The sequence below is a fragment of the Pseudoalteromonas sp. H71 genome, assembly GCF_001468485.1.
Lineage (GTDB): Bacteria > Pseudomonadota > Gammaproteobacteria > Enterobacterales > Alteromonadaceae > Pseudoalteromonas.
In genome coordinates, this window is sequence record NZ_LODI01000020.1 from 1 (window position 1) to 17064 (window position 17064).

The 17064-nt window shown below is 39.3% G+C and carries 13 protein-coding genes, 1 tRNA gene and 1 pseudogene; 2 read left to right on the forward strand and 13 right to left on the reverse strand.

Annotated elements, in window-relative coordinates:
• The 5 genes and pseudogenes from ATS71_RS10400 to ATS71_RS10415 all read right to left on the reverse strand — a co-directional run.
• A partial coding sequence (locus ATS71_RS10400) for a FimV/HubP family polar landmark protein (protein WP_327078257.1) occupies window positions 1–1577 on the reverse strand: 1577 nt, incomplete at its 3' end.
• Window positions 1578–1927: 350 nt separating this feature from the next.
• Entirely contained in the window at window positions 1928–2944 is a 1017-nt protein-coding gene (locus tag ATS71_RS10405; protein ID WP_058404774.1) for an aspartate-semialdehyde dehydrogenase, read from the reverse strand.
• Between the two features lie 45 nt (window positions 2945–2989).
• Window positions 2990–3156, reverse strand: a 167-nt coding sequence (locus ATS71_RS19020) for a DUF3410 domain-containing protein (protein WP_235591468.1), incomplete at its 5' end; no start/stop codon positions are given.
• A 1-nt stretch (window position 3157) separates the two neighbouring features.
• Window positions 3158–4111 (reverse strand): annotated as a pseudogene (locus ATS71_RS10410) (4-phosphoerythronate dehydrogenase); the annotation flags it as partial.
• Window positions 4112–4264: 153 nt separating this feature from the next.
• On the reverse strand, window positions 4265–6487 hold the full coding sequence (locus tag ATS71_RS10415) for a TonB-dependent receptor (RefSeq protein ID WP_058404776.1): 2223 nt from the start codon (window positions 6485–6487) through the stop codon (window positions 4265–4267).
• Between the two features lie 463 nt (window positions 6488–6950).
• Here ATS71_RS10415 and ATS71_RS10420 point away from each other — a divergent pair, with 463 nt between their 5' ends.
• Entirely contained in the window at window positions 6951–8096 is a 1146-nt protein-coding gene (locus tag ATS71_RS10420; RefSeq protein WP_058404777.1) for a porin, read from the forward strand.
• A gap of 12 nt (window positions 8097–8108) precedes the next feature.
• Window positions 8109–8516, forward strand: coding sequence for a hypothetical protein (locus ATS71_RS10425; RefSeq protein WP_058404778.1), 408 nt, complete (start codon window positions 8109–8111; stop codon window positions 8514–8516).
• A 282-nt stretch (window positions 8517–8798) separates the two neighbouring features.
• On the opposite strand, the gene ATS71_RS10430 is transcribed toward ATS71_RS10425, so the two are convergent.
• The 8 genes from ATS71_RS10430 to rlmE form a co-directional block, all read right to left on the reverse strand.
• A complete protein-coding gene (locus tag ATS71_RS10430) occupies window positions 8799–10424 on the reverse strand; it encodes a methyl-accepting chemotaxis protein (RefSeq protein WP_058404779.1) in 1626 nt (541 codons plus the stop codon).
• Window positions 10425–10717: 293 nt separating this feature from the next.
• Window positions 10718–10802: transfer RNA gene (locus ATS71_RS10435), tRNA-Leu, on the reverse strand.
• A gap of 66 nt (window positions 10803–10868) precedes the next feature.
• Entirely contained in the window at window positions 10869–11222 is a 354-nt protein-coding gene (gene secG / locus ATS71_RS10440; protein ID WP_058404780.1) for a preprotein translocase subunit SecG, read from the reverse strand.
• 1 nt (window position 11223) lies between these two features.
• On the reverse strand, window positions 11224–11973 hold the full coding sequence (gene tpiA / locus ATS71_RS10445; RefSeq protein ID WP_058404781.1) for a triose-phosphate isomerase: 750 nt from the start codon (window positions 11971–11973) through the stop codon (window positions 11224–11226).
• A 71-nt stretch (window positions 11974–12044) separates the two neighbouring features.
• Window positions 12045–13394, reverse strand: coding sequence for a phosphoglucosamine mutase (glmM, locus tag ATS71_RS10450; protein ID WP_058404782.1), 1350 nt, complete (start codon window positions 13392–13394; stop codon window positions 12045–12047).
• Complete coding sequence (folP, locus tag ATS71_RS10455; protein ID WP_058404783.1) at window positions 13391–14239, reverse strand: dihydropteroate synthase; 849 nt, start codon at window positions 14237–14239, stop codon at window positions 13391–13393. Before folP ends, glmM begins: the two co-directional genes overlap by 4 nt.
• A 114-nt stretch (window positions 14240–14353) precedes the next feature.
• Window positions 14354–16306 carry an ATP-dependent zinc metalloprotease FtsH gene (ftsH, locus tag ATS71_RS10460; RefSeq protein ID WP_201020867.1) on the reverse strand — a complete coding sequence of 651 codons (1953 nt, stop codon included), beginning with the start codon at window positions 16304–16306 and terminating at the stop codon, window positions 14354–14356.
• 57 nt (window positions 16307–16363) lie between these two features.
• On the reverse strand, window positions 16364–16993 hold the full coding sequence (gene rlmE / locus ATS71_RS10465) for a 23S rRNA (uridine(2552)-2'-O)-methyltransferase RlmE (RefSeq protein ID WP_006793907.1): 630 nt from the start codon (window positions 16991–16993) through the stop codon (window positions 16364–16366).
• Window positions 16994–17064: the final 71 nt, after the last annotated feature.

Genomic DNA, 17064 nt, shown 5'->3' on the forward strand with positions numbered 1-17064 from the left:
AAGTCAAAGTCATCGCTTTCTTCAACTAACGCATCGGCTGTAATTTCTTGCGTTGAATCATCGCCAGCTTCATCAATTAAGCTGTCAATGTCATCTAAGTCAAAATCGTCATCTTCTCCAGGAGTTTTATCCGCTGTGACTTCTGGTTCGGCGCTAGTTTGATCAAGTAAATCATCTATATCAAAATCATCGGTCGCCAGCTCTTCGCTCAGTGCCGCCATTTCATCGTTAGATTCTAAACTGTCATTGTCTGGTTCTTTTTCTGTTGGTGAGTCAAACTCAGGTAGGCTGTCATCTTCGTCAAATAAACTGTCTAAGTCATCATTACTTAAAATATCATCAGTTCCAGACGGTTCTTGGTCTAAATCTAAATCAATGTCGTCTAAGCTATCATCAGCAGTGTCGTCAAACCCTTGCTGCATAAAAATGTCAACTTCATCGTCTTCGTCACTTTCATCGTCAAAAACAATATCGTCACTGAGTAAACTTTCTAACTCATCTTGATCAAGAAGATTGTCAGATTCATCAAGCTCGTCTGTATCATCTTCTAATAAATCATCATCAGAAAGCATATCGTCTTCAAGATGATCGTCTAACTGCACACTCAAATCATCAAGTGGGTCTGGAATAATAGGATCATCAAGTGGGTCTGATACATCATCATTTGAATATGTTGGCGTTTGCGGTAAAAACTCATCATCTTCTTGAGGCTCTTCTTGGCTATTTGCTTTTTTACGCAAAAACATAACAATACCAAAAATAATCAATAAGCCAGGAATAAACATTAATAGCCCAAGAACTATGGGATTAGATAAAAGCGCAAGCAGGTCAAAATCGCTTTCAGGTTCTACCTCTTTTGCTTTTTGCTGAGCAATTATTTCGTTTTGTTTAAGTATTAATTCTTTTAACTGCAGCTGTATTTCACTGTCTTGACCTAATTGTTGGCGAACATTTTCGAGCTCTTTAGAAATTCCAGTTAGTTGTTTTTTAAGGTTATTATTTTCAACTAAAATCTCTTCAACATTTGTTACTGAACTTTTAAATTGCTGCTGTAACTCAACTAACTTATTAGTTTGGTCTGTTTTGATCTCTTTTATTTCTTGTTGTAATTCTTTTTTGGCGTCGTCTACATCAACTTTACGTGCTTGTGTAACTTGTGTTTGAGCCGTTGTTATTTCAGTCTGTGTAAGTGTTCCGTTTTTTTTCTTTTCCCACAACTCGTCGTCTTGCTCAGAACGCTGCCTAGCAAGTTGAGTGTTCACACGTCTAATTTCAGATAAAGTAGGTATTTTTAAGTAAGCCCCACTTCGCATATGATTGAGGTTTTGATCTAAAAATGAGTCGGGGTTTTTGTTATACAAGGCCTGCATAACTTGATAAATACTTACTGAATTATCTGGGCGTACTTTTACAGCTATACGCCAAAGTGTATCGGTAGGTTTAATCGGACCAATAGATCGCCCTTGAGCACCATAGTCAACGCCTTTAGGCCCCTTTAATTGGGTACTATCTTGTGTATATACAGGCGTTACTACTAGTGCAGACGCTAATATTAAAAGTATAGCCAAACCGCGCATGCTGATCCTTTAATGTCTAAATGTTACAAAGCACTCTAAACTAAGTGTGTAAACATTGATTGCTCTTGCCTTATCAGCCTAATGACTGACTCACATTTGTTATTACAATCTATTTTTGTTGCAAGCTCTATTCCAATTACAAACTATAAACCACTTAAGGCACAATATCCATTGCAACACATTGAAAAGAAATGCCTTAACAACACATTATTAATATTAATTTATTGAGTATTATCAGTAACTTTATTAAATATTACAAAAAGCGGCAAAAAAGTGACGCTCCTCTTAAACAAAAAACGGCAAACACATTGTGCTTACCGCTTTTAAAGAGTATTTAACATTCAAAAATGTTACATGTAGTTTGCTATTAATTCTTCAGCTATTTGAACGCTATTAGTTGCCGCGCCTTTGCGAGTATTATCACTAACAACCCACATATTTAAGCCATGAGGGTGTGAAATATCAGCACGTAAACGCCCTACATATACAGTATCGTTACCACTGGCATCTGATACTGCGGTTGGGTAATCACCTTCATCGTCAATTAGCTCAACACCAGGCGCATCATTTAGCAGCTGTTTAACGTGTTCAAAGTCATATTGCATACGTGTTTCAATATTAATAGATTCAGAATGGCCAAAAAACACTGGAACACGCACACATGTTGGGTTTATGGCAATTGTTGTGTCGCCCAATATTTTGTGCGTTTCGTTTACCATTTTCATCTCTTCGCGGGTATAGCCATTATCTTCAAAACTATCTATTTGAGGAATAACATTAAACGCTATTTGCTTTGGAAATATCTCATTATCCATTGGGCGTGCATTCATCAAATTAGCAGTTTGCTTTGCTAACTCATCAACAGCTTCTTTCCCTGCGCCTGACACCGCTTGGTAGGTCGATACGTTAATGCGGTCGATACCATACGCATCGTAAATTGGTTTTAATGCCAACATCATTTGAATAGTTGAGCAATTAGGATTTGCAATAATGTTGCGATTTCTAAAATCAGCTAAACTTGAGGCGTTTACTTCCGGTACGACAAGTGGAATTTCAAAGTCATTTCTGAAGTGTGAAGTATTATCGATGACTATACACCCTGCGTCTGCTGCAATTGGGGCATATTTTTCTGAAACGCTGCCACCGGCAGAAAACAATCCAATATGCGCTTGGCTAAAATCAAAGCCTTCAACGTCTTGTACTTCAATTGTCTCACCACGAAACTTAATATCTTCACCTGCACTGCGGCTGCTCGCAAGCAAAAATAGCTGATCAACCGGAAATTTACGATCTGCTAATGTTTCGATAATTTGACGCCCTACTAAACCAGTAGCACCAAGTACGGCAACGTTATATTTTTGCGACATATTTTTTCCTCTTTAAACGATATTAAAACACCGTTATATTAATAATTAGTTGGTTAGTGTAAAACCAAGTTGGCCTAAGGCAGCTAGTTGCGGGCCATCACCTTTAACGGTTAAGGTGCTAAATTCTCTTCTTACAGGATAATTTTTACGTAAACTATCAAAGCCATGAGACTCTATATGACGAAGTAAAATCCCATCATCTCTTCGTACATNGTAAATTGTATGCACTAAACGTGCTATGTCTAGCTCTGTGAAACTTGAACTAACAGTGGCCTGCGTAATAGCTGGTACCGGTAAAAAATCGCCTAACGATTTCATAGCTTCAACGCCTTTGAGTTCGCATAGCTTTTGATACAGCATTTGTGTACCTCTTGCCTTACCCTCTAAGGTATGGCCTGCAATGTGTACACTGGCATAGCGAACGTGTTCAAATAAATCGGTCAAAATATTGGGCTCATTTTCCCATACATCAAGCACTAAATCTAAATTGGCACCACCTTGCATTACATCAAGTAAAGCACAATTGTCGATAACATCGCCCCGGCTGGCATTAATTATCGTAGTACCGGGTTTTAAAGCACTGAGTCTCACTTTATCCATCATGTGCAAGGTTCTATGCGCACCACTTTTAATAAGTGGCACATGAAAAGTAACAATATCTGACTGTGTGAGTAACTCATCTAACTCTACATGTTCATCAAGTAAGCCTTGCTCATGCTTAAGAGGATCGCATAGTAGTAATTTTACATTTAATGCTTTTAACTTTTGCGCCAAACAACTACCAATGTTGCCTACCCCAACAATACCTATAGTTTGCCCGTTTAGTGGGCGGGCATTCTCTTGGCTTAGCGCAAATAAGCTGCTAATAACATACTCTGCAACAGCAATGGCATTACAACCAGGCGCACTAGTAAATGTGATATTTTTTTCTTTTAGCAGCTGTGTATCTATATGGTCAATTCCAATAGTAGCTGTGCCAACAAAACTTAACTTATTCGCTTTTGCCAATAATTCGCTGGTAACGTTGGTAACTGATCGTGTGAGTAAAACATCTACGTCTATAAGTTGGTCGGGTTTTAGGTTACGTCCATCAAACCGTTCAACCTCACCAAAACCTGAAAAGTACTGCTCAACTAAAGGCATGTTTTGATCGGCAAGAATTTTCATCACAGAATCCATTTGGCAATTAAGAGGCGCCATTGTATCGAACAACCAGACCTTTGCACAAACTAAAAAGGCCGAATCAAAAACTGATCCGGCCTTTTGAGCTAAATAAAATATAATGCTTAAATTACATTCTATTTTTATGCAAATTTAAGTTTATAACTCAAAATCTTTTTTGAATTTTAAACCAAATTCACTACGGTCGTTGCTTCTCATAACTCCAACAAAGCCTGATTGTTGTAAACGACCTACATCGTATACTTCGTTCAGAACGTTTTCGCCATAAAGTGTTACTTCCATATCGCCATATGCGTTAGTGTAAGAAATGTTAAAACCAACTAACTCACGCGAATCAATTGTTTCACTTTGGCTATATACTGACTGACCTTGCATTTCACTACGGTATGAATAATTAGCATTAAGTGCAACTGTTGCACCGCTGTCTAAATCCATAAAGTATGATGGGGCAACCATTACAGTCCAGCGAGGTGTTAAAGCCGGTGAATCACCTTTACCAATACCTTGAACGCCGGCATCAACCTCTGTAATTTCTGAATCTAGGTAACCTACAGCACTTCTTATTGTAAAGTCGTCAGTGATAGCAACGGTGGTTTCAAGCTCTATACCTTGTGCTTTTGATTGGCCCGCATTTTCAACAATAGTTACAAAACCACCACCCGCTGTTGGATCTGAAAACGGAAGTGCTAAATCAGTGTAATCAGTAACAAATACCGCTAACATCATAGATACGTTTTCGTGTACCTGGCCTTTCAAGCCCATTTCGTAGTTAACCGCTTTAGTTTCGTCGAACGACACAAACTGATCTGGTCCACCAAATGGACGCGGTGGGAAGCCACCAGTTTGATAACCTTTTTGAATTTGACCATACACATTCATGTTATTGCTGATTTGGTATGATGCATTAATGTCCCATGTCACCGCGTCAAAATCAGCACTTACAAACTTAGGTACAGGGAATGTTGGGAACTGCGCGTTTGCGTCTTTTTCGTCTTTAGAATAACGCAATCCACCGCCAACAGTTAAATCATCAGTTAAATCGTAGCTAGCATTAATATAAGCTGCATATGAGTTAGTTTCTTGATTAATTTCAAAGTCGCCGTAGCCACCAAATGAAGGAGTAACACCATCATTCAACAAGCCATTTGGTGTATTGAACGGACTAAATACAAAAGGACCTGAACGAGTGAAGCCATCTTCGTTAAAGAAGTAAAGACCAGAAACAAAATCCATGTTGTCGAATGTTGCATTTAACTGAAGCTCAAATGAGTACTGATCGGCTCCACCTTCTTCAGGAAATTCTGATAAGTTTAGAGGTGATGCATCATCATCAAGGCCACCTTCATACTCAGATGTACGATAGCTTGAAATAAATTTAGCTGTGTATGTATCGTTAATCGCCCAATCAGCAGTTAAAGACGTACCCCAACCAGAGTATGACGTTGACTCTATACCAGCAACAGTAGTCCCTAAATCATCTGGGTCTGATGGGATCATGTCTTGTGTAAGTAATGGAAAGTCACCATTAAATACATCATTTGGGTCAAGTGGTTCTGTCAGTTCAATTGTGTAAGGAGATTGGCCTGACTCGTTATCAACACCGTCTAAAGAAAACGTAAATGCAAGATCTGAATTGGCTTGCCATTTAAGAGCAACACGACCGCTAAACTCTTCTTCTTCACCGATTTCTTTTTCTGGGTTCGCTAGGTTTACCGCTTCGCCAACACCGTCTCGTGTTTTGTATGACGCGCTTGCAGACATACTTACTTCGTCATTTAATGAGTTATTGAAGTAAATATCGCCAGCAATACGTCCACGACTACCTAATTTTGCAGACGTTGTTAAAATACCTTCATCACCTGGTTGTTTGGTAATAACGTTTACCGCACCACCTAACGTGTTTCGACCATATAAAGTACCTTGTGGACCGCGCAGTACTTCTACACGCTCAACATTTGGCAATGATAGGTTAGACCCCATTTGACGGCCTAAATAAACACCATCAAGGTATACACCCACACCTGGATCGGTTGTAATAATGTGATCTTGCAAGCCAATGCCACGAATAAATACCGAAGCATGTGCTGCGTTACCTACACCGTAACGTGTGATGTTTAAATTTGGAACGTATTTACCAATATCTTCAAGGTTACTCATATTGGCTTTATCAATTAAGTTAGCACCAATTGATGTGATAGCGGTTGGAGATTCAAACAAGCTCTCTGTACGTTTACGAGCTGTAACTTCGATTTTTTCAAACGCATCTTGTTTTGCAGTTGTTTTGGTTTCTTCAGCACTTACTGAGGTAGTCAGGGCAGCAACTATTGCTAGGCTTAACTGTGAGAGTTTGCGTAGTTTCAAAATATTCTCCAAAGGATACCGTAAATTATTTATTATGCATTTACTGGTGCAACCAGTAAGTTTTGGGCATAAAAAAAGATGCGTGATAGCATCTTTCCTCTGGAAGGGCATTATATTACACAATTGTGAATTTATGTATTTATTTTTTGGTAAAAATGCAAATGTTCCTTATAGGGGAAAAATTAACACGTTGCAGCGATATTTACTTTTTATGCAATTACGGCATAAAACCTCGCGCAATAAATATACGTTCTTAAATTTAATTGGCTGAAACTTATTTTGATATTTTACTTAAAATCAGCAACCTGCATTAAAAACACCTGGCATATCCACTTAAAAAATAATGATAAAGCATTAAGTTAATCAGTTTTTATCACTAACTTGCTAAATTGATTAGATATAGCTCTATTTCACTTCTATAATACGCATGAATCAACATCTAATTAACTAATAGGAAATACATATGAAAAAGCTATCTGTAGCAGTAGCATTATGTGCGGCTTTAGCAACAAACTATGCTAGCGCCGAAGTTCGAATCAATGGCTTTGCATCAATTGTTGGTGGAAAGAGCCTTGATAGCGACAGTACCTTATATGGATATGATGATGACATTTCATTTAAAAACGAAAGTGTCTTTGCATTACAGCTATCAGCTGACCTAATGGAGAAACTAACGGCAACAGCTCAAATTGTTGCTCGTGGTGAGAATGATTTCGACGCAGAATTTGAATGGGCCTACGTAACTTATGAACTAAGCGACGAGTTACAAATTAGCGCGGGTAAAATGCGTGTACCTTTTTACCGTTACTCAGATTTTATTGATGTAGGTTACGCTTACCGCTGGGTACGCCCGCCTCAATCTGTTTATAGCATTCCTTTTTCTACCTATGAAGGTTTAAGCTTATTGCACAATACACAACTTGGTGATTGGGATTCAACAGTACAAGTCATGTACGGTAGTTTTGATGGTGAAATAGACGCAATCACTGAAAAAACTCAAGCTGAGCTTAATGATTTTGCTGGCATTAACTGGACGCTTGCATACGACTGGTTCAGTGTTCGTGCTGCATATTTAATTGCTGAATCATCATTTGCACTTGACGGAACAGACCCCAGCGGCGCTGCATTAAATGGATTAGAAGCTGCACTTCGCGCAAACAGCTTAAACACGTTAGCTGACGATATTGCAATAAACGAAGATGACAGCAGCTTTTTCGGCTTTGGCTTCTCAATTGATTATGATAATTTCTTATTTGATGCTGAATATACACAATTTGAAGTAGAAAACAGTATTTTGACTGAGCAAACACAATATTATGCATCTGTAGGTTACCGCTTGGATGACGTTATAGTCCATTTTACGTATGAAGATAATGACGATAAGCATGATGCATCTCGCTTTGACCCTATCGCAGCAGTACCAAGCCTTAATGCAGCTATAAACGGTGCCTTGACAGGTGTTCAAGCGCAAAGCAATGTATACACTATCGGCGCGCGTTACGACTTTCACCCTTCTGCAGCGTTTAAAATCGATTTTAGCCGCTTTGAAGACGATGTAACTGATACAGAAACTGATGTTGTTGCTGTTGGCGTTGACCTTGTATTTTAATTGGAGCAAATAATGAAAAAATTAATTTTAGCTAGTGCACTTTCATTGTGCTCAATTAATGCTTTTGCAGAAGTTGCGGTAATAGTTAACGCTGGAAACGCCAATGCTTTAGACGCAGATACTATTAAGAAGATATACCTTGGTAAAGCCAAATCATTTGGTGATGGTACTAAGGTAAACCCAGTAAACCAAGATGGTACCGCTGCAGCAGATGAGTTTAACGATAAAGTTGTAGGTAAATCTGGTAGCCAGCTTAATGCTTACTGGTCTAAACTTGTGTTTACAGGTAAAGGTACACCACCCGAGAAGTTAGGTTCTGATCAAGCTGTCATAGATTTTGTAGCAGCTAATGCTGATGCTATCGGCTACGTAGATAGCGCAAAAGTGAGTGGCAACGTAAAAGTAGTTGCGACCTTTTAACCGTTTAAAACGGTAAATTAAAAAACCACCAAATGGTGGTTTTTTTATGCCTGTAAAAAGTTATATCAATTGGCTTAATTAACTAAGCTATTAAAAATATGGGAAACGCGTTAATAAGCAAGGTAAAAGTTTGTTATCCAATTCCTCAATGTAAATAGTACAGTTTTCGCCCAGTCTTGCACTTTAAATTGCTCTGTTATTGCAGGTCGGTAATACCTAATAGCCTGCAAAACAAAAAAGCCTCCACTTGGAGGCTCTATTGGTGTTAATTTTACCTATATATCACTCAATTCTAAATTTGGCTGTTGCATCTAGCAGGTTATCTGATAAGTAATGTAGGTTTTTAGCTACATCCCTTACAGCAAGTAATGAGTCCATAGTGTCTTCAAAAGAAACATGCATATTAGAGACATTTTCTACAACCATGGCTGCAACCGATGTTTGCTCTTCTGTCGCGGCTGCAATCTGAGAGTTCATGCCGTTTATTTCTAACATTTGCTCAGCTATTTTCTCTATTGATATACCTGTTTTTTCAGCCGCTGTTGCATTATCTGTAGCCATATCACGCGCTGAGGTCATCGCAGTAACCGAGTCATTAGCGGCGGTTGTTAACGCACCTAACAATTCGCGTATTTCATTAGTTGAATGTGCGGTTCGTGAAGCAAGCTCTCGTACTTCATCAGCTACTACCGCAAACCCACGACCGTGTTCACCAGCTCGTGCTGCCTCAATAGCTGCATTTAGAGCAAGTAAGTTGGTTTGATCGGCAATTGAAGTAATTACATTCAATATTTGCGATACATTTTTTGTGTCGTCCGCAAGTTTATTAATTGTTGTTGCTGCTTGGTTAATTTCATCACTCAATGTACGAGACGCATTTACTGACATTTGTACTTGTGTACGGCTTTGTTCTACTTCTTTTTCTGCTGTTTCAGCGGCATGTGATGCATTTGCTGCAGATTGAGAAATATCACCCACACTTTGCTTCATCTCTTCCATTGATTGCTTAACAATTTCAGCGTCTGTTGTTTGTTTGGTTGTTGCACGCTCTGCCTGCTCCATGCCTTGTACTAATCGGGTAGAGTTTTCCATTAGAGGTTCACATACAGCAATTACTTCAAGTACGGTTTCTTTCAATAGCGCAATAAAAGCATTAAAGTTGATAGAAACTTGGCCAATTTCGTCTTTAGAATTTACGGTTAACTGAGTACTCAAAGACCCTTTACCATTCGCTAATAAGCTTAAATTATTTGCTGCATCACTTGCTGAAGAGCCAATATTTTTTGCTATCCATATAGCCATAAACAAAAGCAGCAATAAAGACACGATAGACACAGCAAGCATTAAAGTAAGTGCATTATCAGAACGTGTGTTAGTGCTTTCAACTAATTCAAAAAAACGATTATCAGCTTTTTGTTGCGCTGCTTTAAAGCTTTCTAACACAGAACCATAAAGACTTGTTTTTAACTGTGCCTGCTGCTGGATTTTACTAAAGTCGGCAGTGCCATTTACCATTCCATTAGCAATGGTTGCTGAGATTTTTTCGTAGTCGGCTAATTCTTTCACTACATCATTACTAATGTAGCCATTACTAATCTGCTTAATTAGATTTATATTTGATTCAATTGTTTTGTAAGTGTCATCAGCTTTGGTTATTAAGTCTTGTTCACCAAATGTCACTGCTTGTGTGTAAAGCTCATCGAGTTTTTCTAACAGCCCTACATTCGCTGATGTTAACTTTACAACTTTATATGAAGAATTCCCCATTTCATCTAAAGAAGCCCTATTATCATCTATGGCAAGAAAATTAATTAATACCATAATTATAAAAGCAACAACTGCAATACATGTTATTGCATGTATTTTTTTAGTTATGCTTAGGTTTTGAAAAGAGAAGCCTGAAGCCATACTATTTACCTTTTTGAGTTATCTAAATATATTATCGGCTCAATACTGATAAGTGTGAGTTAAATTTGTAAAATTTCTAGTTTTTTTTCTCATTTTAATCATTAATTAAGCTAAAAACTAAAATTAACACAAAAAAATAAACATTATTGGGTACACGATATGTTTTTCGTAGAAAAGACCAACAACATAACCTAAATTATTGTTGGTACACAAACGTTTAAAGTGCAAAAAACAATCAAAACAAATTTTAGATATAAAAAAACCAGTAGCATTGCTGCTACTGGTTTTAAATTTGGTGCGGATGGGGGGACTTGAACCCCCACGCCCGAAAGCACTACCCCCTCAAGGTAGCGTGTCTACCAATTCCACCACATCCGCATTTTAAATTTTTGTTCACTTTGTTTATTTGTTTGAGGTTAACAAATAGCTGAACGGTAAACTGTATTAGTTTGGTACGTCTGAGTTACTTTCTTCGTTAGAAGTAACAGGAACATCTTCTTGAACAGGTACCACTGTTTCTACAGCAGGTGCTGCTTCTAAGTTTTCCCATTCATCAGTCTGTTTTATCTGACCGGCTGTTAAGTTACCTAGAACAATACTCAGCACAAAAAAGACTGTTGCTAAGCTTGTTGTCGTCTTTGTCATAAAGTTACCAGCACCTGAAGAACCAAATACAGTTCCAGAAGCGCCTGCACCAAACGAAGACCCCATATCAGCACCCTTACCTTGTTGGATTAAAACCATACCAACTAAAGCTAAAGCTACAACTAAATAAACTACTAATAAAATTTCGTACATCTTATACGGTCCCTTTTGCACTGTTACAGATAGCAACAAAAGATGCTGCTTTTAGACTGGCACCTCCAATAAGGCCACCGTCAATATCTGGTTGTGCAAATAATAATTCGCTATTTTTTTCGTTAACGCTTCCACCATATAAGATGGTAAGCCCTTGTGCTAAATCACTGTCTAAAGAAGCAATTTTGTCACGGATAAATTTGTGAACAGCTTGTGCCTGTTCTGGCGATGCAGTCTTACCTGTGCCTATGGCCCAAACGGGCTCGTATGCTATCACAGAATCTTTCAGCGCTGCTACACCTAATTTTTTAATTACCGCATCTATTTGAGCAGCAACTACATGTTCTGTTTGTCCACTTTCTTGCTCTGTTTCACTCTCGCCAACACAAAGAACGGGGATTAAACCTGCTGATTGTGCTCTAGCAAATTTATCAGCAATAACATCGCTGCTCTCGTTATAAATACTACGACGCTCTGAATGGCCAACTAGCGCATAATTTACGCCAAGGTCTTTCAATAGTTGTGCATCAACTTCACCAGTAAAAGCGCCTGGCGTGTTTTCAGATACAGTTTGAGCACCTGTATTAACACCGTTTGCAATCATTGCTGAAACAAGTGGGAATGGAGGAAATAAAATAACATCTATTTCTGATGATTTAATACTATTTATAGCATCCGACATATCTTTGACTAGCTCTATTGAACCATTCATTTTCCAATTGCCAGCGACCATTGCCTTACGTATTGCCATTTTCCACTCCACATTAGAAAGCGGGCGAGATATTAACTTTTATCGCCCAAAGTTACAAGAGGTTATTGTTATCAATCAGGTTGTTTGCTCATAGATTCGACAATCTCTGCAATCTTACGTGCACTGTCTAATACTATTTTTTCTTGCTCTGCTTCAACCATAACACGAACGACAGGTTCAGTGCCTGATTTACGGAGTAAAACGCGGCCTTTATTGCCCAAGCTTTGTTCCACTTCTTCGACTGCCGCAAGCACTTTTGGCGCCATTGTAGGATCGGTACCCGGTGTATAACGCACGTTAATCATTTTCATTGGGTATTTTGTAAAACCGGCGCCTAAATCTTGAAGCGTTCTATTTTGTGCAACCATAGCAGCCAGCACTTGTAAGCTTGATATGATACCATCACCCGTTGAAATTAAGTCTAGATTAAGTACATGCCCTGAGCTCTCTCCACCAATTTTCCACCCTTTTTGCTGCAGTAATTCCATTACATAGCGATCGCCAACTTTGCTTCGAGCAAACTCAATACCTTTTGCTTTTAATGCATTTTCGAGCCCCATATTTGACATCACAGTACCAACAACACCGCCACCCAATATATGATCGTTCGCTGCCTGGCACGCAATAATATAAACTAAATCGTCGCCATCAAATACGCGGCCATTATGATCAACCATCATTACGCGATCGCCGTCACCATCATAAGCTATGCCTACATCAGCTTTATGCTCAAGTACTTTACGTTTTAAGGTGTCTACATGAGTTGCACCACATTCGTGATTTATATTAACGCCATTTGGCTCACAAGCATGTGTAATTACGTCTGCACCAAGCTCTCGCATAACTGATGGTGCAATATGGTATGTTGCGCCGTTAGCGCAATCTATAACCACTTTTAATCCCTCTAAAGACAGCCCTTGTGGAAATTGACTCTTACAAAACTCAATGTAACGGCCATCAGCACTAGCCAAACGTGTTGCTTTACCTAACTTATCTGAAGCCACACAGGTCATTTGCTCATCAAGCATGGCCTCTATTTCAAGCTCAACAGCGTCATCCAGTTTTAAGCCTTGACCATTAAAAAATTTAATGCCGTTGTCGTAATAGGGGTTATGTGAAGCGCTTATTACAATACCGGCCTCAGCCCTAAATGTTTGTGCTAAATAAGCAACGGCTGGCGTTGGCATTGGACCTAGAAGAACAACATCAATACCGGCAGCTATTAAACCCGCTTCAAGTGCCGTCTCAAGCATGTAACCTGAAATACGCGTGTCTTTACCAATAATAACTTTTTTGGTTCCACCTTTTGATAATACACGTCCTGCAGCCCAACCTAGCTTCATTGCAAACTCAGGGTTTATAGGTGCTGTCCCCACTAAACCACGCACGCCATCTGTGCCAAAATATTTTCTTTGTTTCATTCTATTATTCCTTTTATGCACGCTTGGTAAACACCGAGTACATCTGCAGTTTCTTTTACGTCGTGAACACGAATTATTTTTGCGCCATTTTGTGCGGCAATAAGAGCGCCGGCTAAACTACCGGCCATTCGTTCACTCGTGCCTCTGTTTAACAGATTGCCAATCATCGACTTACGAGATAACCCCGCTAATAATGGCAAACCTAATTTATTGAAGTCATTAAACTTGGTTAAAATTTCGTAGTTATGGCTTAATGTTTTTCCAAATCCAAAGCCAGGGTCAAGAATAAGCTGTTGAGCTTTTATCCCCATTGTCTCACAGGCAATAATGCGATTTTTAAAAAACTCATTAATATCGCCCATTAAATCATTATACTGAGGAGACGTTTGCATACTTCGGGGCTGACCTTGCATGTGCATTAAACAAATTGCGATATTTTCAAATTGTGCAACAACACTCAGTGCGTCAGGTTCTTGTAATGCGCGAACATCATTTACCATATCTGCCCCCGCTAAAATAGCCTGCCTCATCACCTCAGCTTTACTCGTATCGACAGAAATAACACAATCACTCTGGGCACGTATCGCCTTTATAATAGGAATTACTCGTTCAAGCTCATCATCAAGACTTACAGCCTGAGCACCCGGACGCGTTGACTCACCACCAATATCTATTATTTTTGCGCCATCACTTAATAGTTTTATTGCGCGCTGTACAGCAAGATTAGGGTCTATAAACTTCCCACCATCTGAAAATGAATCAGGGGTTACATTTAATATCCCCATAATCACAGGTTCAATTAAATTAAGCGTTCGACCATTTGGCAAATTAATAACGTTATTCATCGTGAGCCTTGTTTGCATTTCACCGTCCAAACACACTCTAACTATAAATTAGAGCGAAATTAAAACCGATACAAAAAAGCCCCGAAGTACGGGGCTTTTTTAGTATTTTAACGATTATTCAGCTTTGTCATCAATATTTGTTTCATCTTTTTTAGATGATTCTATTGTTGATTGGCTTTCATCACTAACAGGTTCTTTTACAGAATCTGTTTTTGCTGCTTTTGGCTCATGACGGTCATGAGCATCGCGAGGCTCACGCACTGGCTGACGCGCCATTAAATCATCAATTTGCTTAGCATCAATCGTTTCGTATTTCATCAATGCATCTTTCATTGAATGAAGAATATCAATATTGTCTTTCAGTATTTTTTCGGCACGCTCGTAGTTTCTATCTGAAAATAAACGAACCTCTGCATCAATTACTTTAGCTGTATCATCCGACATGCTAGATGCGCGACTACCGCCACCACCCATGTACATTTCGTTTTGATCTTCAGCGTAAAGTAGTGGTCCTAGTTTTTCGCTTAGACCCCAATGTGTAACCATTTTGCGTGCTATATCTGTTGCACGCTCAATATCGTTACTCGCACCGGTAGTCACTTTATCGGCACCGTAAATAAGGGCTTCAGCAATTCGGCCACCATAGAGGCTAGAGATCATTGACTCTAAAAGCTCTTTAGAATGACTAACACGGTCTTGCTCAGGTAAATACATAGTTACACCTAGCGCACGGCCACGTGGAATGATAGATACCTTATAAACAGGGTCATGTTCTGGCACCATGCGTCCAACAATTGCATGGCCGGCTTCGTGATATGCCGTCATTTCTTTTTCTTGCTCGCTCATCACCATGGTCTTGCGCTCTGCGCCCATCATGATTTTGTCTTTAGCGGCATCAAATTCAGCCATGTTTACAACACGTTTGTTACCACGCGCAGCATAAAGTGCAGCTTCGTTAACTAAGTTAGCTAAATCAGCCCCCGAAAAACCGGGTGTGCCGCGCGCGATTACAGCCGCATCAACGTTATCACCTAGTGGTACTTTACGCATATGTACTTTAATAATTTGTTCACGACCGCGTATATCAGGTAAACCTACTTCTACTTGACGGTCAAAACGACCAGGACGAAGTAATGCTGGGTCTAGTACGTCTGGGCGGTTAGTCGCAGCAATAACAATGATGCCTTCATTACCACCAAAGCCATCCATTTCTACCAGCATTTGGTTTAATGTTTGCTCGCGTTCATCGTTACCGCCGCCCATACCTGCGCCACGTTTACGACCTACTGCATCAATTTCATCAATGAAGATAATACAAGGCGCTGCTTTTTTTGCTTGTTCAAACATGTCACGTACGCGCGATGCACCTACACCTACAAACATTTCTACAAAGTCAGAACCCGAAATTGTGAAAAATGGTACTTTTGCTTCACCCGCAACAGCTTTAGCAAGCAATGTTTTACCAGTACCTGGTGGGCCAACCATTAGTACACCTTTTGGAATACTACCGCCTAATTTTTGGAATTTAGACGGGTCACGCAAAAAATCGACCAATTCGGTAACGTCTTCTTTTGCTTCATCACAACCAGCCACATCAGCGAACGTAGTTTTAATTTGGTCTTCGCTCATTAAACGTGCTTTGCTCTTACCGAATGACATAGCGCCTTTGCCGCCACCGCCTTGCATTTGACGCATGAAGAAAATCCATACACCAATAAGCAGTATCATTGGGAACCAAGAAATAAATATGCTTGCTAAAAATGATTGTTCTTCAGGTTTTACACCTTTCACATTTACATCACTTTTAAGTAAGTCATTTAAAATGTCTTTGTCGTAAATTGGCATAATGGTTTGAAAACGCTCACCATTATTTTTAGTACCGGTGATTGTTCCACTGGTGCTCTCGATTGCCACTTCTTGTATTGAGCCATTTCGGGCATCTTTTACAAACTGACTGTAACTTGTTTGACGGTCGATTTGCTCGCCACCATTAAAGCTCTGAAAGACTGACATAAGCACAACTGCAATGACCAGCCATAATATTAAATTTTTCGCCATATCGCTCAAGGGGTTAACCTCTTGTATCCAATTAATTTAAATTCAACTAAACGCCAAGCAACTGTACTACAGTTTGTATCCAGTCGCTACTATATATACTTCCCGAGAACGGGCACGTGAGGCATCAGGTTTGCGTATTTTCACTGCTTTAAAACTATTACGTACTTCCTGCAAGTATTGATCAAAGCCTTCTCCTTGGAAAACCTTAACAATAAATGCGCCATTTTTCTTTAAAACTTGATTACACATATCTAGCGCAAGCTCGACTAAGTACATGCTTCCAGCTTGGTCCACTGAGTTATTACCACTCATATTCGGTGCCATATCAGAGAGTACCACATCAACATTTTTTCCATCAATGCGTTTTAGTAAAGCATCTAACACGGCTTCTTCGCGAAAATCACCTTGTAAAAAATCTACACCAGCTAAAGAGTCCATAGGTAAAATATCACAAGCAACAACCTGCCCTTTGTCACCTACTTTTTCGGCTAAATACTGTGACCAACTACCTGGGGCTGCCCCTAAATCCACCACAGTCATACCAGGGCGAAGTAACTTATCTCTATTTTGTACTTCATCTAATTTAAAAACCGCTCTTGAACGCCAGCCTTTTTTTTGCGCTTCCTGAACATATTTGTCATCAAAATGTTCTTTCAACCATCGCTGTGAACTGGCTGACTGTTTTTTATTTGTCATAAATTACACGCAACTAATTAGTAATATTCTCTAGATGGCGTTAGAATACCCTTAATTCAAGCCATATTCAG